We start from the raw sequence: 20,023 nt of genomic DNA, 5'->3' as shown, positions 1-20,023 counted from the left end.
CAATTAACCGGAAAAATTTGTAACCTTTATAAGATTACCATCGTCTTATAGAACAGATGAACCAACGCAGACCAACTGATCAGGAACTGATTGAGCAGGTGCTTCAGGGAAACCAGAAGGCCTATGCTTTTCTGGTAGATCGCTATAAGCATATGGTTTATACCCTTGCTTTGAAAATGTTACGAGACAGAGAACTGGCGGAAGAAACAGCCCAGGATGCTTTTGTAAAGGCTTTTCAGGGACTTTCTGGTTTCAGGGGAACCGCTAAATTTTCAACATGGCTCTATAAAATAGCCTATTACCGCATTCTGGATGTTGTATCGGCTCAAAAAAAGAAAGTCCGTTTTGATGAATTGCATCAAACAGAATCCCTTCAATTGGCAAGTGAGGATAGTCCGTGGAGGAATCTGCTGGAAGCAGAGCGGAAAAACCTGTTAGATCAGGCACTCGCTCTTTTGCAGCTGGAAGATAATTCGCTGATCAGCCTGTATTATCTACAGGAGCAAAGCATACGGGAAATCAGTGAGATTACCGGCCTGAAAGAGGCAACCGTCAAAGTACGCCTGCATCGGGCCAGAAAGCGGCTTAAAGCCGCCCTGGCTAACAAAATCAATGGAAAAATGCTACAGGAATATGAAAGATAATCTGGAAAAAGGGGCAGACGCATTTATTGAAGAACTATTAAAGCATGCATCTGTGGAAGAGACACCGCCGGGCTTTACCCAATCCGTGATGAAGCAGGTATTGACAGAACAACAAACCGCGGTGCAGTACAGGCCACTTGTAGCTGCCTGGGTTTGGTATCTGCTGGGCGTACTGCTTTGTTTAGCTATAATGCTTTCTGTGACGGATTTGATAATATTGCCTGAAAATGCTTTCGGCAGCCAACTCGATTTGGGCTGGACCCTGCCGGAGCTGACTGGCTTATCCCTTCCTGAGGTGTCCGCAAACCTGGCATACGGACTTATGGCATTCAGTGTTTTTGCCCTTTTACACCTGTACTGGATAAATGGATACATACAAAAGCGATACAGTCACTGAGGCTGGCATTCTAAAGATAGCAATAGGCCCAATAAATCAGCAGGCCCTGTAGCGGGATCCTCAGGACCAAAACCCACTGGGGCAGGCCGCTTGCAGCCTTTTTGTCTTGCAGCATATGGGCATGTACCGGAAGAAATAACAACAGCAAAGCCATAATTCCGTAAAGGGCTATCGTTTTAAAGCCGGGTATCAGCAATGCAGCACCCAAAACGATTTCCAATATCCCGCTGAGGTATACAGCCGCCCTCGGGAAAGGAATATAGGGGGGCATGATGCGGAGGTATACCCTGGGCATCAGGAAATGTGCTACCCCGGCAACTATATACAAACCGGACATCAGGTAAAGACTCCAAGAAGTATCCATGCGGAAAAGATACTGCTATTTCATACATATTTTGGGAGAAGGCATAAAAAAAGCCGCCTCTGCGGCGGCTTTTGGTTATCTGTACAATAAGCACTATTTAACCATCTCATAACTGCGCTTTATAAAGGCGGTAAGTTCCTCTCCCTTTAACAGGCCTTTTGAAAGCCTGGCCAGGTCCAGGGACTGATTGATAAGACGTTTGCGCTTTTTCTCCGTTTTGGTACCCAGGATTTCCCCAACCAGTGGGTGGTTTGTATTGACTACCAGATTGTACATTTCCGGCATATTACCCATTCCGAACATACCTCCCCCTCCGGTTTGTTGCATTTCCTTCATACGACGCATGAATTCCGGTTCGGTGATCATAAAGGGGGCAGCATCACTGTCCATGGCCTCTAGCTGTACGGTATAGGAACTGCCCTCTCCCAGTACTGTATTGAGCTGCTCTTTCAGGCTGTCTTTTTCGGCATCCGAAAGTTTGGATATCTGGGTTTCCTCTTTTTGAATGAGTTTGTCCAAATGGTCAGCATCTACCCTGGCAAAAGATATCTTCTCTTTGGATGTCTCCAGCTTTTGCATCAGGTGGGCTACAATGGGGCTGTCCATAAGGAGTACTTCATAACCTTTGGCTTTTGCCGCCTCGATGTAGGAGTGCTGTGCTTCCTTGTCAGATGCGTACAGGAGTACGAGCTTATCGTCCTTATCGGTTTGCTGTGCCTTAAGCTTTTCCGTTACTTCCTCGAAGGTGTAATAATCGCCATCTACGGTTGGGTAAAGAGCAAAATTCTCGGCTTTTTCGAAGAATTTATCTTCGGACAGCATTCCGTATTCGATAACAATTTTAATATCGTTCCATTTTTTCTCAAAACCTTCCCTGTCTTCCTTAAAGAGGCTGTTGAGCTTGTCTGCTACCTTTCGGGTGATATAGGATGATATCTTTTTAACGGCCCCGTCTGCCTGCAGGTAGGAACGGGAAACGTTTAGCGGGATATCCGGAGAGTCGATAACGCCTCTTAGCATAGTGAGGAACTCGGGTACAATCCCTTCTACATTATCTGTAACAAACACCTGATTTTGATACAGTTGAATGCGGTCTTTCTGCAGGTTCAGATCGTTTGTGAGCTTGGGGAAATACAGTATCCCGGTGAGGTTAAAGGGATAATCTACATTGAGGTGGATATGAAAGAGAGGCTCTTCAAACTGCATGGGGTACAGCTCCCTGTAAAAGTTTTTATAATCTGCATCCTCCAGGTCGGCGGGTTTTTTGGTCCATGCCGGATTGGGGTTGTTAATAATATTTGCTACTTCTTTGGTTGGTGCAGGGTCTTCCTCCTTGGCATCCTCCGGTTTGGGCAGCGTTTCGGTGCGGGTACCGAATTTAATAGGCACCGGCATGAATTTGTTATACTTGCGCAGCAATTCTTCAATACGGCCTTCTTCCAGGAATTCTGTGGAGTCCTCGGCCAAATGCAGGATGATTTCGGTTCCCCGCTCTTTCTTTTTGGCTTTTTTAATGGTGAATTCCGGGCTGCCGTCACAACTCCAGTGAACTGCAGGGCTGTCTTCCAGGTAACTCTTGGTAATGATTTCCACTTTATCTGCCACCATAAATGAGGAATAGAAACCCAGACCAAAATGACCAATGATCCCGGCATCTTTTCCGGCATCCTTATATTTATCCAGAAATTCTTCCGCCCCGGAAAAGGCTACTTCATTGATGTATTTTTTAACTTCGGCTTCGCTCATGCCAATTCCCTGGTCAATAATGCGAAGGGTCTTGGCTTTTTTGTCAATTTTTACTTCGATTTGCGGATTGCCGTATTCCACTTTTGCTTCCCCTATAGCAGTGAGGTGTTTCAACTTCAGGGTAGCATCTGTGGCATTTGAAATAAGCTCTCTCAAAAAGATTTCGTGATCGCTGTAAAGGAATTTTTTTATCAGCGGGAATATGTTGTCTACAGAGACATTGATTTTACCTGTTGCCATATCTATTCGTTGTTTTTGCTTGCTCTGCTTCAAAAAAAATACCAAGACTGCCGAGAGTGACAAACTGACATAGCAGGAACGGCCAATAGCGTGCGCCGAAAAATTTAACAATATTTTTTGTTTAATATATTTGCCTATTAATTAAACGTTATTATATTTGTATATCGATTCGAGTTCAATATTGCTAAAAGCATTTTGAAGTTTGTAATCAGTTTGTTTATTAATTGGTTAGGTTGTTTGAAAGCGCGTTTTCCCCCGAAAACGCGCTTTTTATTTTCAATTAATTCATACTTCTTTAACACTATAAACGTTTAATAATAAATATCTTTGTTTAAACAAAACTAAATATTATGAGTGCTAAAAAATCAACCCCAAAAACAGACAGAAAAGCACTTTTTACTGCCTATATGACTTATACCCTGGAGCACGAACAGTATCCCAGGAGTATCTACAAATTTTGTAAAGAACAAAAAATCAAGGAAGCAGATTTTTACAACCTTTTCGGGTCACTGGAAGGCGTAAAAAAAGGTATATGGAAATCTTTTTTTGACCAGAGCCTGAATGCCCTGCAGGCCGATAAGCAATATGAAACCTATGGCAACCGCGAAAAAATGCTGGGTTTCTTCTTCACTTTCTTTGAATTATTGAATTTAAACAGGTCCTATGTACTTTTTGCCCTGGAAGGATCTGAGGGCAACATGAAACAATTGCGACAACTTTCAGACCTGAGGGCTGGAATAAAATCATACGCAACGGAACTGCTCGAAGATGCCAACAGTGAAAAGTCTACAAAACTTACGCAATATAACACGCAGATATTTTCAGAAGGCGCCTGGCTGCAGCTCCTGTTTTTAATCCGTTTCTGGATGAAGGATGACTCCGCCGGTTTTGAAAAAACGGATGTGGCCATCGAAAAATCAGTCAACACTATTTTCGACGTTTTTGACAACACGCCGCTGGAGCGGGTGGTGGATTTTGGTAAATTCCTATTCCAGGAGCGCTTCAGCTTTAATTAATATATCCATTCGCCCCATATGAAATCATTAGACCGCATACCTACCTCCAAAATTGAACGCGCCGGAAAACTGGTGCAGACAGGTGTAAAACTTGGTGGTAATTATGTTAAGTACTACGGCAAGAAGTTAATTCAGCCCGATCTTGACAAAGAAGACCTGAATGAACAAAATGCCCGAGATGTCTATGACGGTCTAAAAAGCCTCAAGGGCAGTGCACTGAAAGTTGCGCAGATGCTCAGTATGGAGAAAAATCTACTGCCCAGGGCCTATGTGGAGCGATTTAGCCTGGCACAATTCTCAGTCCCGCCGCTTTCCGGCCCGCTGGTTCGGAAGACCTTTCGTAAATACTTTGGTAAATTTCCCGAAGATCTTTTTGACTCTTTTGAGGCGGAGTCCGTTAATGCTGCCAGTATCGGACAAGTACACCGGGCAACAAAAAACGGAAAGAAACTGGCTGTAAAAATTCAATACCCGGGAGTATCGGAAAGCATCAGCAGTGACCTTGCACTGGTTAAACCGGTGGCCAGTAAAATGTTTAACCTCAAAGGCAAGGATACGGAAAAGTATTTCAGGGAGGTTGAAGAAAAACTGATTGAAGAAACCGATTACATTCTTGAATTAGAACAAAGCGAGACCATTACCAGGGCCTGCGGGCACCTGCCCGGAATGCGTTTTCCCAATTATTACCGCAAATGGTCTTCTGAGCGTATCCTTACCATGGATTGGATGCAGGGATTGCATCTGGGGGAATTCACAAAAACCGATTTTGACCCTGCCACCGGAGACCGCCTGGGGCAGGCACTCTGGGACTTTTATATGTTCCAGATCCACGGTCTTAGAAAGGTACATGCAGACCCGCATCCCGGAAATTTCCTGGTAGGGGAGGATGGGGCGCTCATTGCCATAGATTTTGGTTGTATCAAGGAAATCCCGGAGTCTTTCTATACTCCGTATTTTGAACTGGCCAACAGTTCCAATTTCAATAACGATGCCTTTTTTACCAGGAAGCTAGAGGAACTGGAAATCCTGACACCAACCGACAGCCCTGAGGAAATAGTCTTTTTTAAGGCGCTGTTCCACGAAATGCTGGAGCTGTTTACACGTCCCTTCAACTCCGATACCTTTGATTTCTCAAATGCGGAATTCTGGGGTCAGATCGCCTCGCTCAGCGAGCGCTTCTCCAAGGACGACCAAATCCGCAAGATGAACGCCAATCGTGGCTCGCGTCACTTCCTGTATATCAACAGGACTTTTTTCGGCCTCTACAATTTGCTGTATGACCTGAAGGCAACCGTAAACGTAAATCAGTTCCGGAAATACCTGGATTAAACCTATTTTTTGCCACTTGGAGCCTCTGGTTCCGGACTTTTCAGATAGGTTTCCAGCCAGCGGTCCTGCTCCCATAGCATATGTAAAATACTTTCCTTTGCCCGGTAGCCATGGCTCTCTTTGGGCAGCATAACCAGGCGTACTGTAGCCCCGAGACCTTTAAGGGCGTTAAAGTAGCGCTCACTCTGCATCGGATAGGTGCCCGAATTATTATCGGCTTCCCCATGGATCAAAAGCAGTGGAGTCTGCATCTTATCGGCATGCATAAAGGGAGACATTGTGTAATAAACCTCGGGAGCTTCCCAGTAATTGCGTTCCTCACTTTGGAAGCCAAATGGGGTTAAGGTACGGTTATAGGCACCACTCCTGGCGATACCGGCGGCAAACAAATCGGAATGGGACAAAAGGTTGGCGACCATAAAGGCCCCATAGCTGTGCCCGCCTACCGCAACCTTCTCCCGGTCTATATATCCCAGGGCGTCCACGGCATCTATTGCTGCTTTTGCATTGGCTACCAATTGCTTTCGGAAACTGTCATTGGGCTGTTCGTCCCCTTCCCCGATAATTGGAAAAGCAGCGTCATCCAGCACCACATAGCCGCGGCTGACCCAATAAACAGGTGAGCCCCAGTACGGATAGGTAAACTCATTTGGGTTCTGGGTGTTCTGGGAGGCACTGTTTTTATCCTTGTACTCCCGGGGATACGCCCAGAGGATCATGGGCTTCTTTTCCCTGGCTTCCATGTCGTAGCCTACGGGCAGGTACAGGGTAGCGCTCAGTTCCAGGCCGTCTTCCCGCATATAGGTAATTACCTCCTTGTGAACTTCCTGTATACTCTTAAAGGGGTTTTCAAAGAAAGTAAGTTGTTGCGGGCCTTTTCGCCTGACAAGGCTTTTGTAATAGTAATTGGGGTACTCAGAGGCTGATTCTATCTGAACCAGCAGCTGGTCTTTTTCAGGTTTGTAATCGATCAGATTTTCCATCTTGTTTTCTAGCCGGGAAACGTATAAGCGGGTTTTTTCGAGCTTGCTCAGGTCCATGCGGTCTACAAAGGGAAATTGACCAGATTCGGTATAACCATCCCCCAGAAGAAAGGCGTTCCCTTTTTTATCCAGGGCCAGAACGGGCATATTATACTCATTCCTTTCGGTCACAAAATACCCCGGGTCGCTGTAACGGTCCTGATAGTTCCTGTCCGATATAATTACAGGCTCTTTACCGGAGTCCGAGGGGTTAAACAAATACGTTTTCGTATTGCGGTTATTCCACCAGCGGTCCATGGCGATGGCCTTTTGATCATCACCCCAAATAATGCGCATAAATCGGTTTTGAGTTTTGATCAGTGGGGTTCCAGGCCCGTCAAATGGAGCCTCCAGCTCGTATACCTGGTCCCGAAAAGCCACTTCATTAGCCGGGTCGCCCCCGTCCAGGGCTTCAACGTAGGTAAGGGTGGCAGCCTTGTCATTGCGCCAGCTCAGATCCCGCATCCCGGTTCGCTCTGCCATAAATCCTTTTGGAAGATCTTCAATAAGCGGTACCTCAAGGATTGTTTTTACCAATTGCCCGCGGGAATCATAAATCGTTGTTTTGGACGGAAACCGGTAATAGGGAACCAGATATGAAAAAGGTTTTTCTACGGTAACTACCATCAGGTACTTTCCATCCGGTGAAAAACTAATATTCCTGTACATATCGGCTTCTTTCCAGGCTTTGCTTTCCCCATTGGTAAAGACCTGCACCAGTTCTGAGCGGGCCAGTTGCTCGAAATTATAGCTGTCATCGGGGTTTTTTAGCAGGTCCTGATAGGTGCGGTTCTGGGCCTTTTTACCGTCATTGGTGGAGATAGTCGGTCCGGCAGGTATCTGGTCGTCCCTATTAATAAGCGGTTTGCGGTCTGAAGGCAGCATCTTTACCAGTACTGATTTCCCGTCTTTGAACCAGTTGATCACATCCCTGAGGTTGGCGTTCAGGCCAGGGCCGGATAATTTCCTGGCAGCAGCACTGGGCAGATCTACCACCCAAAGCTCTACGCCTTCAGGGCTGGTATGGGTGAGCGCCAGTTTGCTCTGGTCCGGAGACATACTGAAATTGGCCAGCCTGGGTTGTTGTGGCAAACCGCTAATTGGGCGTGAATCTTTTTCCCCTGGGCGTTTGATCCTGATATCATTATAATAGGTGGTCCGGCTGCCGATATTGGTTTCCGGATTGATACGCAAGCCGGCCAGGCGCAATTCCGGCTCCGAGAGCTCTGCTATCGTTTTATACGCAGATCGGTATAATAAAAGCATGTGTTCCCCTGAATCGGTCATCCATACAGATGGGGCAAGTGGTGCATTGACCAGCTTGAGTATTTCTTCCGGTGGGCTCTGATATTCCGTTGCAGGTTGGGCATGGGAATAAATACTGATAAAAAAGGCAATAAACAGGCAGCGTAGGCTCATTTTAATAGACATATTTAATAAGAATTTCAATTCGAAATGATCAGCCTGAAGATACTGTTTTTTCATGAATTAAGCTTCAGGGTGCCGGCCGGGCAAGAGGTAATTTTGAACCTTGTTTTTTAGGTATGTTTGTCAATTATGGGTATTTTTATTCTTGGCCCCAGAAAACAGCAGTTTGCTTTTTAGCGGGCTTTCAAACCAAACGCTACTCAATATGTACAACTCCAAGATTTCAGGGCTAGGCTTTTTTGTGCCCGATAACGTAGTGACCAATGATGACCTGTCCCAACGGATGGATACCAATGACGCCTGGATTCAGGAACGCACGGGTATAAAGGAAAGACGGCATGTTATAAAAGGCGATGATACCACAACCTCCATGGGGGTAAAGGCAGCCCGCATTGCCATTGAACGGGCGGGTATAGACAAAGATGAGATAGACTTTATTGTTTTTGCGACCCTCAGTCCGGATTATTACTTTCCGGGACCCGGTGTTCTGGTTCAGAGAGACCTGGGGCTCCCAACAGTGGGAGCGGTGGATATCCGGAACCAGTGTTCCGGTTTCGTCTACGGAATATCCCTGGCAGACCAGTATATCAAAACCGGGATGTATAAAAACGTTCTGGTTATCGGTTCAGAATTGCATTCGCATGGGCTGGATATGACTACACGCGGCAGGGGGGTATCGGTTATTTTCGGCGACGGGGCCGGTGCAGCTGTCTTGAGCCGTGAAGAGGACCCCAACAAAGGCATCCTGTCCACACACCTGCATTCGGAAGGGCAGCATGCCGAAGAGTTATCCCTGATTGCCCCGGGAATGGGTAAAAGATGGGTTACCGACATCCTGCAGGACAACGATCCTGAAGATGAGTCCTATTATCCCTATATGAACGGGCAGTTCGTATTTAAAAACGCCGTAGTGCGTTTTAGCGAGGTCATCATGGAAGGCTTAAAACAAAATAATTTGCAGACCTCTGACATTGATATGTTAATCCCTCACCAGGCCAACCTCCGTATTTCCCAGTTTATCCAGAAGAAATTCGGGCTCTCCGATGATCAGGTGTTTAACAATATCATGAAATACGGGAATACTACTGCCGCCAGTATCCCCATTGCCCTTACCGAAGCCTGGGAATCCGGCAATATCAAGGAAGGGGACCTGGTTGTACTGGCTGCTTTTGGCAGCGGTTTTACCTGGGGAAGTGTAATTATCCGCTGGTAAACAAAGGGCCCTAATAGCACAACTATGGGAAAACAGTTGCCCGGACTCAATACCAAGCTTACTGAATTCATTGAGGCCCAACCTTTATTTTTTGTTGCTACGGCCATGGCGGATGGGAAAATAAACCTTTCACCCAAGGGGATGGACACCCTTAAGGTATTGGGAAATAAGCGGGTGGTCTGGCTTAACCTTACCGGTAGTGGAAATGAAACGGCTGCCCATTTACAGAAACATCCCAGAATCACTTTAATGTTTTGTGCCTTTGAAGGGCCTCCCCTGATTTTAAGGCTCTATGGGACGGCGCGAACGCTGTACAGGAGCGATCCCGAATGGGAAGAACTCTATGGGCATTTTAAAGACTTTGCCGGTAGCCGGCAGCTTATCGATGTAGGTGTAGAGATGGTCCAAACATCCTGTGGAATGGGAGTGCCCTATCTGGAATACAGGGGTGAGCGCGACATGCTGGAACCCTGGGCTGAAAATCTGGGGGCGGAAGGCCTAAGGGAATACCGGAAAAATAAAAACAGCCAGAGTCTGGATGGCCTGGATACGGGACTTCCCCAGGAAAAATAATGAACCCCGGACCAAACGGCCCGGGGTCCCTTCAAAGCAGCACCCGGAAAGCTAACCAACCAATCCTCCGCGGGCGCGCTTTAAATTCACCTAGAAAAGTCCACCACTGCCTTCCTTGGTGTTACTATCCCTTCTTTTGCGTTTGCCAGCCCGGTTTTTACCGCTTCCAAAGCGGTATGACATTCCAACAAAGAGGTTCTGACTCTCCCAGTTAAATTCACCATTCTGCACAAAGGGCTGATCCCCGTCAAAGGCAAAGCGCATGGTATTAAAGACGTCATTAAAGTTCAGGCTCAGGGTACCTTTCCCCTGGGCGAAGCTGTATCGGGCCCCCACGTTTACAAAATACATGGGCTTCATGGTAAACTGTATGGTACGGTTTTGCCCCCTGTAAAATCCGAATAACTGGAAGGTAAGGCTTTTGGTTGCCGTAAAACTGTTATTCATCCTGAGGTTCCAGGCGGTGTTGTCTACTTCCACGGTTTCCTGAACAATATCATCTTCAGTGGCGGTTAAATTATCCGTGAGCAGGCGTTCCGTAATACCCCGTTGTGTTTGTGTATACAGGTCAAAACTACCGTTGATATTCCACCATTTTGCCGGTTTGAGGTTGGTCGATAGTTCAATCCCGTAGGCATCGTTGTCATCGAAATTGTCATAGGTGAGGATGATCCGGTTTAAATCCAGACGGTCTACAAACACGGCGCGGTTGATCTGGTCTTTGATGGTTCGGTAAAAGATCCCGGCTGTCAGGCTCCCGGCTTTTAGCCTTCGGGTATAATTTGCCTCATAGGAGGTTGTAAACTGCGGTACCAGATTCGGATTCCCAAAGGAAGAAATAAGGGCGGAGGCCCATTCCCTGACGGGATTTACCTGGCCTAAACCCGGCCGGTCTACTCTCCGGCTCATACTGAACTGGTACTGGTTTTTTTCTGAAGGGGAATAGGTCAGAAAGGCAGAAGGATACACCTGTGTGTAACTGTCTGTAAAGGCGCGCACCTGGTTGGTGTCTGCCTTAACTTCCACGTCCTCCAGCCTGAAACCCAGCTGGTAGGACCATTTCTCGTAATTCCGCCCATAGGTAGCATAGGCTGAATAAATATCCATCCCATATATAAAGTCTGTGTTTGGGGTGGGAACGACTTGCCCCTGGGAATTAAAGGAAAAACCAGTGGAATTGTAACCCACATTTGTTTCAAAAATTCGCGCCTCTATTCCCAGCTCCAGTTTGGAAATGGAATCCAGGGGGTTTACATAATCCAGGTTGGCGATGGTCTGGTCCCTTTCCGTATCTACAAAATCTGTATAGTCGGGGAAGGGGGAGTTCCCGGTAATTTCAAAATCGGCTATTTCATCGCTGTTATAGCGGTTGTAATCCACCTCCAGTTCCAGGTTATGACCTTCTTTTGCGAATTCAAGCTTATAATCAAAATTGTACTGTTCACTGTGGTTGTCCTGCTGGTTCAGAAATAACTGAGAGGTGTTCAGTGTTGTATTGGCATTGTAGATCACATCCGTATTGGCATCAGTTCCCCCGTTAAAGTAGTTCTGATTAGTGAAAAAGGACAGGGTATTTTTTTCGTTCAGGTAGAAATCGACCCCAAGCTTATACAGATAGGATTTGTTGTTGCTAAGGATGTCAAAAATTTGACGGGAATCTTCTTCTGTCCGGTTTATCCGGCCATCATTGACGTACTTGCCAATGTTGGTACTCCCGTTCCCATAAAAATTGAATTTTCCGTTGCGGTAATTCAGGTCCAGGGAATTGTTGAATTTCGCCTCTATCCCTTTGGTTAAACCCATATTGATGTTTCCGTTAAATCCGATATTCGCATTTTTATGCAATACGATATTGACTATCCCACTCATACCTTCAGGGTTGTATTTGGCAGAAGGATTCGTTATCAGTTCTATGGATTTTATGGCATTTGAGGGGATTTGCTTGAGCAATTGGGCTACCGGGATATTGGATAATTTCCCATCCACCATTACCCTTACATTGGAATTTCCCCTTAGGCTCAGGTCACCGGTTTGCTGGTCTACATTCAGGGAAGGGATATTGTTCATGATATCGGATGCGGTGGCCCCGGTAGTGGTCAGGTCTTTTCCCACATTGATTACCTTCCGGTCAATTTTCTGTTCAATAGTTGTGCGTTCTGCTACGAGCTCCACCTCATTGAGTTCAGTGGTTTCCTCCTCCAAAGTGATGGTTCCCAGGGATATTTTCCGATCCTTTTTGGTTATGGTGAATTTGCGGCTAAAGGTCTTGTATCCGATAAACTGCACTTCGAGCAAATAGTCGCCTTCTTCCAGTTTTTCGATTGTAAAAGCCCCTGATTCCAGAGTAATCCCTCCGGTGACGGTACTGTTATCTGAGATCCGCTTAATTACGATCGCAGCATAGGGAACCGGTTGCTGCAGGGTTTGATCAATTACGGTACCACTGACGCTTCCGATTTTTAAATCGGGTTCAGGGTCTGCAAAGGTAGTAGCTGCGGTGCTTAAGAGGCCCGAAAGGAAACAGGCCAGCACCATCATGCGTTTATACATAACTGTTCGTTTATTGATTGATTGATTGATGATACTTACTTGACGACTGCCCCTGTAAATTGTTACGGTTTCAATCTACTTTAACATTTAAAATTCCCGGAAATTGAAAAAATAGATTTGGCTTACCCCATGCAAATGAGCTCATTAAAAAGAGAAACCCCGAAGGTAAAATATACCCCGGGGTTTCTTTCATTGACATGCTACACTAAACACTAACCATTAACTACAAAAAATATAGCAGTATCAATGAAGATATCATTGCAATATGTATTATAGACGAAAGAAAAGTACCTTCGTTACATAGCTTAACATACTTTAACAGCAATCAGAAATAATGGCAAAAACTTTGGTATTTGGAGCCTCCTTAAATACCGGGCGCTATAGCAACCTCGCTATAAAACGACTGGTACAGCATGGTTATGAGGTGGTCGCTTTTGGATTCCGCTCCGGGACAACCCACGGAATTCCCGTCAAAACCAGTCTGGAAGATATAGCTGATATAGACACCATTACGCTCTATATGAACCCCAGGCGACAGGAAGCCTTTTACCAAAAGATTATAGGGCTCAGGCCCAGGAGGGTAATTTTTAATCCCGGGACCGAAAACCCCGAACTCTACAGTTTGCTGAAAAAGGAAGGGATATCCTTCGAAACAGGTTGTACGCTGGTAATGCTCTCCATGGGGCAGTACTAGGCTTGCTGTTTGGGTCCTGGTCTGCGGATCAGCAATAAGCCCAGGAAAGTAAGCAGCCCATTTAGGGGCAGGAGCTCATAACCGATCTGGTAATCTCCCAGCCAGCTTTCTGAAAAGTTCGCCAGCAGGCTGATCAGGCCAATTACGGCCAGGGCAACCACCCATACCCAGCGGTCTTTAAGCTGGTAGGTTGTAAATATTCCGAAGGCGAACAAGCCAAGTAAGGGGCCGTACGTATAGGTGGCAACTGTTAGAAGGCTATCGATCACATTGCGGTCCAGTACATATTTAAAAAGGATGACCACCAATATCAGCAATACACTCATGCCCACATGTACCTGTTTGCGGAGTCTTTTTTGAAGGGCCACAGGTCTAGAGGAAATCCCCATAAAATCTACGCAAAAGGAAGTGGTAAGGGAAGTTAGCGCACTGTCTGCACTACTATAGGCCGCGGCAATCAAGCCCAGCATAAAGGTAATTCCCACAACATTACCAAGGCCTGAATTCAGTGCTATTTCAGGAAAAAGTAAATCTGTCTTGGGGCTTCCGTCCATCAGCGGGATACCGATTTGAAATTTTTCGGCATAGATAAACAACAAGGCCCCCAGCAACAGGAATACAAAATTGACCAGGATCAAAACAATGCTGAAACTGATCATATTCTTTCGGGCATCCTTAAGGGAACGGCAACTGAGGTTTTTCTGCATCATGTCCTGGTCCAGGCCGGTCATACAAATAGTGATGAACATCCCGCCCAAGAAGGATTTTACAAGGTGGTTCTTCTCTGCTATGGATTCTGTGAACCAGATTTGATCAAAGGAATCCAGGGCAGGGGACTGCAGGAACTCACTGAAGGACCATCCAATACGCTCATTGATGAAGTAAATGGAAAACCCTACTGAAAGCAGCATAAACAGGGTCTGCAGGGTGTCAGTCCATACAATGGTTTTAATTCCGCCGCGGAACGTATAGATCCAGATCAGTAAAATGGATAAAACTACGGTGGCTTCAAAAGGCACACCCCAGGCATCGAAGACAAATTGCTGCAGCACAATGGCAACCAGGAAAAGCCTGAAAGAGGCTCCAAGTACCCGGGAAATAAAAAACGAAATAGCACCCACTTTATAGCTCATCCAGCCGAAGCGTTGCTCCAGGTATTCGTAAATGGAAGTAAGACCGAGGCGGTAGTAAATAGGCAGCAGTACAAAGGCGATAACCAGGTACCCGGCCAGATAGCCATAAACGACCTGCATATAGCTGAAAGAAGCATCCTGAACCCAGCCGGGGACTGAGATAAAGGTAACTCCGGACAAGGAAGCCCCAATCATACCAAAGGCGACTACATACCAGGGAGACTGACGGCCTGCCTGAAAAAAGTCTTCATTGGAATCATTCCTTCCGGTAAAATACGAAATGGTAAGCAAGAGGATGAAATACAGGCCGATCAGGGATAAAATAAAGGATGGGGACATCTTCTGTTATCGTAAAATTTCTTGCTTTTGTTAACCGTGGCAGCCTTGTAAAAGTTGAATGGCTAACCCAATTTCGTTTTAATAAAATTGGTGGCCAAAGTACAAAACTTAAAATAGATACGTAATTTTGCGGGTATGGAAATTTCGTCCAGATTATTGGAAGAGGCGGTAGATGAAGTCTCGCGCTTACCGGGAATCGGAAAAAGAACGGCCCTCAGACTGGTATTACACCTTCTCAAGCAGCCTGCCGAGCAGACCGAACGCTTATCTGAGGCCCTGAGAACGCTGCGGAGCCAGATTCAGCAATGCAGCCAGTGCCATAACCTTTCCGACAGGGAGGTCTGTGATATTTGCAGCAATCCTAAAAGAGACCATAGCATCGTTTGTGTGGTGGAAGACATCCGGGATGTGATGGCCATAGAAAATACGGGACATTACAGGGGAATTTACCATGTTCTTGGCGGTAAAATATCACCTATGGAAGGGGTAGGGCCGCAAGACCTTCACATAGATACCTTGATTAAGAAGGCCAAGAACGGAGAAGTCCAGGAGCTGATTTTTGCCCTGAGTGCAACCATGGAAGGAGACACCACCAATTTTTACATTTTCAAGCAGCTGGGTGAAACCACATTGCGTTTGAGTACCATTGCAAGGGGTATCCCTGTAGGGGATGAACTGGAGTACGCAGATGAGATCACCCTCGGAAGGTCTATCCTGCAACGGATTCCCTTTGAAGGATCCCTTAATCGATAGGAGATATTAAAAAATACATCAAAATAAGGACGCTATTTTATTATTTTTGCAAAAAATAGTCCGCCACAGGCGATCAATATAGGAATATGGCAAAATTTGAATTGAAATTACCGCAAATGGGGGAGAGTGTGGCCGAGGCTACCCTTACTTCATGGCTTAAGGAGGTGGGAGAAAGCATTGAAGCAGATGAAGCGGTTTTCGAAATAGCAACAGACAAGGTAGATTCTGAAGTGCCCAGCGAAGTGGATGGAGTGCTGCTCGAAAAACTTTTCGAGGTAGACGATGTTATAAAAGTGGGCCAGACCGTGGCAGTAATTGAAACAGAGGGCGATGAGAATACGGAAGGCGCTGTTGCTGAAAATTCCGCCGTGGCAGAACCTGCCCCGGATGAAGCGGTGCAGGAAGTGGAGAGGTCCGTAGAAAAAGCGGTGGAAACCGTGCACAAACCCAAAGAAGTGGTTTCCCATCCAGAACGCTTCTATTCCCCGTTGGTGCGCAACATGGCTCGTGAAGAAGGGATTACCCAGGAGGAACTGGACAGTATAAGTGGTTCCGGACAGGGAGGCCGGGTTACCAAAGACGATATGCTGGCCTTTATAGAGAACCGCAAAAAAGGCACCCAAAAGGAGCCTGCAGCCAGTCCGGAGGCTCCTGTAGCTGTTGCCGGGAAGCCATCTCAAGATTTGAAAACAGAGGGTAAACCCGAAAAAGCCTCGCTTGCCATGACGGGAGGGGATGAACGCATTCCCCTTAGCCGTATGGGGAAATTAATCGCCAAGCACATGGCAGAAAGCGTGACCACTTCGGCCCATGTACAAAGTTTTGTGGAAGTGGACGTCACCGAGGTGGTAAAATGGAGGGAAAAGAACAAGAATGCTTTTGAAAAGCGGGAAGGTGAAAAGTTAACCTATACCCCGATATTCATGGAAGCAGTTGCAAAAGCCTTAAAAAAATACCCGATGATGAATATTTCCCTTGATGGGGATACTGTCATTAAAAGGAAGCAGATAAATCTCGGGATGGCAGCTGCCTTACCGGATGGCAATTTGATTGTACCCGTAATCCGCAACGCGGACCAGCTTAATTTGGTCGGGATGGCGAAGGCGGTAAATGACCTGGCTGCACGGGCCCGAAACAATGCTCTGAAACCTGATGAGGTACAGGATGGTACTTATACGGTAACCAATGTGGGGAGTTTTGGCAGTGTTTTTGGCACCCCCATCATCAACCAGCCACAGGTGGGAATCCTGGCTCTTGGTGCCATCCGCAAGATGCCTGCGGTGATAGAAACTGCCGAGGGCGACTTTATCGGCATCCGTTCCAAAATGTATTTATCCCACAGTTATGACCACCGGGTGGTCAACGGGGCTTTGGGCGGGATGTTTGTTAAGGCCGTGGCCGATTACCTGGAAGCCTGGGATCCGGAGCGCGAATTCTAGAGGGTCCTTTTACAGCTGCAAAAAAGAAAAGGTTCCTTTTGAACCTGAAAATACTTTGCTTTAAACACAACGCATGCAACTAAATTTAAAAAGGCCTATCTGTTTTTTTGACCTGGAAACCACTGGAACCAATGTCGCAAAGGACCGGATCGTTGAGATCGCCATCCTAAAAATTTTTCCAAATGGAAATAAAGAGGGGAAGACCTGGCGGGTAAATCCTGAAATCCCGATTCCCCAGGAAGCCTCAGCCATCCATGGCATTACCGATGAACAGGTGGCAGGAGAACCAACCTTTAAGGAATTATCCCGGGATATAAACAAGATGATACAGGGCTGTGATTTGGCCGGTTTTAATTCCAATCGTTTTGATATCCCTTTGCTTGCTGAAGAATTATTGCGGGCAGGCTTGGATTTTGACATGAAAAATACAGCCTCGGTAGACGTTCAGACCATTTTTCACAAGATGGAAAAACGAACCCTTGAAGCAGCCTATAAATTTTATTGCAATAAACCCCTGGAGGGTGCCCACGGAGCAGCGGCAGACACACAGGCAACCTATGAGGTGTTGCTTTCACAGCTTGAGCGTTATCCGGACCTGGAAAACGATATCAAGAAGCTTGCGGCTTTCTCTACCCATAATCAGGCAGTTGACCTCGCTGGTTTCATTATCGAAGACGAAGATGGTAATGAAGTTTTCTCTTTTGGCAAGCACAAAGGAAAAAAAGTTGCAGAGGTTCTCGAACAGGAACCCGGTTATTTTGGCTGGATTCTCAATGCAGACTTTCCTTTGTATACCAAAAAGGTGCTTACCCAGATCAAATTGAGTAAATTGAACAATAAATTGGGCTAAAACCTGTTAAATTAAGCTGTTAACACATAAATAAACTATTAAAGTCCCCCGAAATGAAGTTGATATGTGTGGGTCGTAATTATGCAGGGCACATTGAAGAACTAAAAAATGAGCGCCCTGCATCCCCGGTAATTTTCATGAAGCCGGATTCTGCTATTCTTCCGAAAGAACAGGATTTTTATATTCCTGAATTTTCCAATTCCATACATTATGAAGTGGAATTGCTGGTTAAGATCAAAAAGGTCGGAAAGCATATAAACCCGGAGTTTGCACCAACTTATTACGATGAGCTTAGTGTCGGGATTGATTTTACGGCCCGGGACCTGCAGCAGCAATTGAAGGAAAAAGGTCTGCCCTGGGAAAAGGCCAAAGGTTTTGACGGGGCTGCTGTAATAGGCAAGTGGGTGTCCAAAACCGATTTAGGGGATTTGACGGACCTGAATTTTAGCCTTTCCAAAAATGGCCAACAGGTACAGCAGGGAAATACCGGGAGAATGCTCTGGAAAATAGACGAATTAATCAGTTATATTTCCACCTTTTTTACACTTAAAAAGGGTGATATTATTTTTACCGGCACCCCGGAGGGTGTTGGACAGGTGGCCCCAAATGACTACCTTTCCGGTAGCTTGGCAGGTCGCGAATTATTTACCTTAAAAATCAAATAAATGATCTATAGCCTGGATAAAATCAATGAAATGGCGGAGGGAGATACGGATTTTATCCTATCGGTGGTATCCGTTTTTCTGGAAGAGGTTCCTGTGGATCTCGAAGAGCTTGAAACCGCTATAGCGGCCGGGAATTACGAGCAGGTTTATAAAATGGCTCATAAGATTAAGCCCAATGTGGACCTCTTGGGAATGGAACAAACCCGAGCTATCGCCCTGGAGATTGAAACCCTTGGAAAGAGCGAGGCAAATATGGAAACGATAAAAGAGCGTTTTCCGATATTGAAAAAGGATGTGATCCAGGTAATGGGCGAGCTGCGTAATGATTTCAATATGTAATGGTTGCTGAGATCATTACCATCGGGGACGAAATTCTCATAGGGCAGATTATCGATACAAATTCTGCCTACATCGCCTCGGAATTGCAGAAATTGGGGGTAGCCGTATATCAGATTACCTCTGTACAGGACGATCGCGAACATATCCTCAAAGCGCTCAGGGATGCAGAATCCAGGGCCCAACTGGTCCTTATCACCGGGGGGCTGGGACCCACAAAAGATGATATTACCAAACACACTTTAACCGAATATTTCGAAGACCAGCTGGTTGAGAACCAGGAGGTTCTGCAGCATATCGAATTTTTGTTCGAAAAATACATATCTACACCTATTTCCGACCTGAACCGAAGGCAGGCTATGGTCCCGTCAAAGGCCCGCATTTTGCACAATGCCCATGGCACGGCCCCGGGGATGTGGATTAAAGGGAAGGCAGCCGTTTTTGTTTCCTTGCCAGGCGTCCCTTTTGAAATGAAGCAGTTATTTCAGGACCAGTTGGTCCCCAAAATTATTACAGAATTTACAAGACCCGTACTGTTGCATAAAACGCTTATTACTTATGGATTGGGCGAGAGTGCAATAGCCGAACGCATTGCCCACTGGGAGGATTCGCTCCCTGTCCATATGAAGCTGGCCTATCTGCCGAATCTCGGAAAGGTTCGCCTGCGCGTCTCGATCAGGGGGACTGACCCGGAGGCACTGCAGGACGAACTGCAGCAGCGATTAGGGGAGCTTAAAATGCTTATCAGCGATATTTTGTTTGCTGAGGAAGACGGGGAACCCCTGGAAGTTACCCTTGGGAAACTCTTTCGGGCCAAAGGCAAAAGCCTGGCGGCAGCAGAGAGTTTCACAGGTGGCAAAATAGCCGCCCAGTTGACGGCTGTGCCGGGCGCCTCGCAGTATTTCAGGGGTAGCCTGGTTAGTTACGCCACCTCAGTTAAGTCTGGTCTTCTGGGAGTATCGCAGGCGCTGATCAAAGAGCATTCGGTTGTCAGCGAGGCTGTGGCCTGCGCCATGGCAGCCAATGCCAGAAAGTTGATGCATTCCGATATTGCAGTGGCAACCACGGGGAACGCAGGTCCGACCAAAGGAGATTCAAAGTCACCCATAGGTACGGTGTACATTGCCCTTGCTACTGAGAATGGGGTGTTCGCCGAAAAATTTACCATGGGTAACCACCGGGAACGCATTGTTCAAAAATCCGTCCACAAAGCCTTTGAACTGCTCCAGAAAGAAATTCTAAAATATTAAAAAAAGATTTTTGGGCAAACGGCAAAAAAGATGTAAATTTGC

Annotated in this window: 18 protein-coding genes; 13 read left to right on the top strand and 5 right to left on the bottom strand. The window is 46.3% G+C overall.

Annotated elements, in window-relative coordinates:
- Positions 1 to 56 precede the first annotated feature (56 nt).
- Positions 57 to 644 carry an RNA polymerase sigma factor gene (locus tag ACT6NU_RS01465; protein ID WP_445382689.1) on the top strand — a complete coding sequence of 196 codons (588 nt, stop codon included), beginning with the start codon at positions 57 to 59 and terminating at the stop codon, positions 642 to 644.
- Positions 634 to 1,041 carry a hypothetical protein gene (locus ACT6NU_RS01460; protein ID WP_445382688.1) on the top strand — a complete coding sequence of 136 codons (408 nt, stop codon included), beginning with the start codon at positions 634 to 636 and terminating at the stop codon, positions 1,039 to 1,041. Before ACT6NU_RS01465 ends, ACT6NU_RS01460 begins: the two co-directional genes overlap by 11 nt.
- A 10-nt stretch (positions 1,042 to 1,051) precedes the next feature.
- On the opposite strand, the gene ACT6NU_RS01455 is transcribed toward ACT6NU_RS01460, so the two are convergent.
- Both ACT6NU_RS01455 and htpG read right to left on the bottom strand, forming a co-directional pair.
- Positions 1,052 to 1,405, bottom strand: a complete 354-nt coding sequence (locus tag ACT6NU_RS01455) for a DoxX family protein (RefSeq protein WP_445382687.1) — start codon at positions 1,403 to 1,405, stop codon at positions 1,052 to 1,054.
- 93 nt (positions 1,406 to 1,498) lie between these two features.
- Positions 1,499 to 3,391: a molecular chaperone HtpG gene (gene htpG / locus ACT6NU_RS01450; RefSeq protein ID WP_445382686.1), complete on the bottom strand. Its 1,893-nt coding sequence runs from the start codon at positions 3,389 to 3,391 to the stop codon at positions 1,499 to 1,501.
- Between the two features lie 350 nt (positions 3,392 to 3,741).
- Here htpG and ACT6NU_RS01445 point away from each other — a divergent pair, with 350 nt between their 5' ends.
- Positions 3,742 to 4,407: a TetR family transcriptional regulator C-terminal domain-containing protein gene (locus tag ACT6NU_RS01445; protein ID WP_445382685.1), complete on the top strand. Its 666-nt coding sequence runs from the start codon at positions 3,742 to 3,744 to the stop codon at positions 4,405 to 4,407.
- Positions 4,408 to 4,425: 18 nt separating this feature from the next.
- Positions 4,426 to 5,736 (top strand): ABC1 kinase family protein, encoded by a 1,311-nt coding sequence (locus ACT6NU_RS01440; protein ID WP_445382684.1) that lies wholly within the window; start codon positions 4,426 to 4,428, stop codon positions 5,734 to 5,736.
- Between the two features lie 2 nt (positions 5,737 to 5,738).
- On the opposite strand, the gene ACT6NU_RS01435 is transcribed toward ACT6NU_RS01440, so the two are convergent.
- Positions 5,739 to 8,177, bottom strand: coding sequence for an alpha/beta hydrolase family protein (locus ACT6NU_RS01435; protein ID WP_445382683.1), 2,439 nt, complete (start codon positions 8,175 to 8,177; stop codon positions 5,739 to 5,741).
- Positions 8,178 to 8,391: 214 nt separating this feature from the next.
- Here ACT6NU_RS01435 and ACT6NU_RS01430 point away from each other — a divergent pair, with 214 nt between their 5' ends.
- Positions 8,392 to 9,399: a 3-oxoacyl-ACP synthase III family protein gene (locus ACT6NU_RS01430; RefSeq protein WP_445382682.1), complete on the top strand. Its 1,008-nt coding sequence runs from the start codon at positions 8,392 to 8,394 to the stop codon at positions 9,397 to 9,399.
- A 24-nt stretch (positions 9,400 to 9,423) separates the two neighbouring features.
- Positions 9,424 to 9,972, top strand: coding sequence for a pyridoxamine 5'-phosphate oxidase family protein (locus ACT6NU_RS01425; protein WP_445382681.1), 549 nt, complete (start codon positions 9,424 to 9,426; stop codon positions 9,970 to 9,972).
- A 90-nt stretch (positions 9,973 to 10,062) separates the two neighbouring features.
- On the opposite strand, the gene ACT6NU_RS01420 is transcribed toward ACT6NU_RS01425, so the two are convergent.
- Entirely contained in the window at positions 10,063 to 12,522 is a 2,460-nt protein-coding gene (locus ACT6NU_RS01420; RefSeq protein ID WP_445382680.1) for a TonB-dependent receptor domain-containing protein, read from the bottom strand.
- A gap of 334 nt (positions 12,523 to 12,856) precedes the next feature.
- On the opposite strand from ACT6NU_RS01420, the gene ACT6NU_RS01415 reads away from it, so the two are divergent.
- Positions 12,857 to 13,216, top strand: coding sequence for a CoA-binding protein (locus ACT6NU_RS01415; RefSeq protein WP_445382679.1), 360 nt, complete (start codon positions 12,857 to 12,859; stop codon positions 13,214 to 13,216).
- On the opposite strand, the gene ACT6NU_RS01410 is transcribed toward ACT6NU_RS01415, so the two are convergent.
- Positions 13,213 to 14,688: a sodium:solute symporter gene (locus ACT6NU_RS01410; protein ID WP_445382678.1), complete on the bottom strand. Its 1,476-nt coding sequence runs from the start codon at positions 14,686 to 14,688 to the stop codon at positions 13,213 to 13,215. The two genes, ACT6NU_RS01415 and ACT6NU_RS01410, sit on opposite strands and share 4 nt — an antisense overlap.
- A gap of 135 nt (positions 14,689 to 14,823) precedes the next feature.
- On the opposite strand from ACT6NU_RS01410, the gene recR reads away from it, so the two are divergent.
- The 6 genes from recR (at position 14,824) to ACT6NU_RS01380 (ending at position 19,981) form a co-directional block, all read left to right on the top strand.
- Positions 14,824 to 15,441 (top strand): recombination mediator RecR, encoded by a 618-nt coding sequence (recR, locus tag ACT6NU_RS01405; protein WP_445382677.1) that lies wholly within the window; start codon positions 14,824 to 14,826, stop codon positions 15,439 to 15,441.
- A gap of 86 nt (positions 15,442 to 15,527) precedes the next feature.
- Positions 15,528 to 16,880 (top strand): dihydrolipoamide acetyltransferase family protein, encoded by a 1,353-nt coding sequence (locus ACT6NU_RS01400; RefSeq protein WP_445382676.1) that lies wholly within the window; start codon positions 15,528 to 15,530, stop codon positions 16,878 to 16,880.
- A 73-nt stretch (positions 16,881 to 16,953) separates the two neighbouring features.
- On the top strand, positions 16,954 to 17,730 hold the full coding sequence (locus tag ACT6NU_RS01395) for an exonuclease domain-containing protein (protein ID WP_445382675.1): 777 nt from the start codon (positions 16,954 to 16,956) through the stop codon (positions 17,728 to 17,730).
- A gap of 53 nt (positions 17,731 to 17,783) precedes the next feature.
- A complete protein-coding gene (locus ACT6NU_RS01390; RefSeq protein WP_445382674.1) occupies positions 17,784 to 18,395 on the top strand; it encodes a fumarylacetoacetate hydrolase family protein in 612 nt (203 codons plus the stop codon).
- On the top strand, positions 18,396 to 18,734 hold the full coding sequence (locus tag ACT6NU_RS01385; RefSeq protein WP_445382673.1) for an Hpt domain-containing protein: 339 nt from the start codon (positions 18,396 to 18,398) through the stop codon (positions 18,732 to 18,734). It begins immediately after the preceding gene.
- Positions 18,734 to 19,981 carry a competence/damage-inducible protein A gene (locus ACT6NU_RS01380; RefSeq protein WP_445382672.1) on the top strand — a complete coding sequence of 416 codons (1,248 nt, stop codon included), beginning with the start codon at positions 18,734 to 18,736 and terminating at the stop codon, positions 19,979 to 19,981. Before ACT6NU_RS01385 ends, ACT6NU_RS01380 begins: the two co-directional genes overlap by 1 nt.
- Positions 19,982 to 20,023 lie beyond the last annotated feature (42 nt).

Source organism: Robiginitalea rubriflava (genome assembly GCF_052540725.1).
This window is presented reverse-complemented; position numbering and strand designations above follow the sequence as displayed.

Bases quoted from the DNA above. Each gene is read 5' to 3' on its own strand.
- ACT6NU_RS01465 (WP_445382689.1), top strand. From the start codon at position 57: ATGAACCAACGCAGACCAACTGATCAGGAACTGATTGAGCAGGTGCTT.
- ACT6NU_RS01460 (WP_445382688.1), top strand. From the start codon at position 634: ATGAAAGATAATCTGGAAAAAGGGGCAGACGCATTTATTGAAGAACTA.
- ACT6NU_RS01455 (WP_445382687.1), bottom strand. From the start codon at position 1,405: ATGGATACTTCTTGGAGTCTTTACCTGATGTCCGGTTTGTATATAGTT.
- htpG (WP_445382686.1), bottom strand. From the start codon at position 3,391: ATGGCAACAGGTAAAATCAATGTCTCTGTAGACAACATATTCCCGCTG.
- ACT6NU_RS01445 (WP_445382685.1), top strand. From the start codon at position 3,742: ATGAGTGCTAAAAAATCAACCCCAAAAACAGACAGAAAAGCACTTTTT.
- ACT6NU_RS01440 (WP_445382684.1), top strand. From the start codon at position 4,426: ATGAAATCATTAGACCGCATACCTACCTCCAAAATTGAACGCGCCGGA.
- ACT6NU_RS01435 (WP_445382683.1), bottom strand. From the start codon at position 8,177: ATGAGCCTACGCTGCCTGTTTATTGCCTTTTTTATCAGTATTTATTCC.
- ACT6NU_RS01430 (WP_445382682.1), top strand. From the start codon at position 8,392: ATGTACAACTCCAAGATTTCAGGGCTAGGCTTTTTTGTGCCCGATAAC.
- ACT6NU_RS01425 (WP_445382681.1), top strand. From the start codon at position 9,424: ATGGGAAAACAGTTGCCCGGACTCAATACCAAGCTTACTGAATTCATT.
- ACT6NU_RS01420 (WP_445382680.1), bottom strand. From the start codon at position 12,522: ATGTATAAACGCATGATGGTGCTGGCCTGTTTCCTTTCGGGCCTCTTA.
- ACT6NU_RS01415 (WP_445382679.1), top strand. From the start codon at position 12,857: ATGGCAAAAACTTTGGTATTTGGAGCCTCCTTAAATACCGGGCGCTAT.
- ACT6NU_RS01410 (WP_445382678.1), bottom strand. From the start codon at position 14,688: ATGTCCCCATCCTTTATTTTATCCCTGATCGGCCTGTATTTCATCCTC.
- recR (WP_445382677.1), top strand. From the start codon at position 14,824: ATGGAAATTTCGTCCAGATTATTGGAAGAGGCGGTAGATGAAGTCTCG.
- ACT6NU_RS01400 (WP_445382676.1), top strand. From the start codon at position 15,528: ATGGCAAAATTTGAATTGAAATTACCGCAAATGGGGGAGAGTGTGGCC.
- ACT6NU_RS01395 (WP_445382675.1), top strand. From the start codon at position 16,954: ATGCAACTAAATTTAAAAAGGCCTATCTGTTTTTTTGACCTGGAAACC.
- ACT6NU_RS01390 (WP_445382674.1), top strand. From the start codon at position 17,784: ATGAAGTTGATATGTGTGGGTCGTAATTATGCAGGGCACATTGAAGAA.
- ACT6NU_RS01385 (WP_445382673.1), top strand. From the start codon at position 18,396: ATGATCTATAGCCTGGATAAAATCAATGAAATGGCGGAGGGAGATACG.
- ACT6NU_RS01380 (WP_445382672.1), top strand. From the start codon at position 18,734: ATGGTTGCTGAGATCATTACCATCGGGGACGAAATTCTCATAGGGCAG.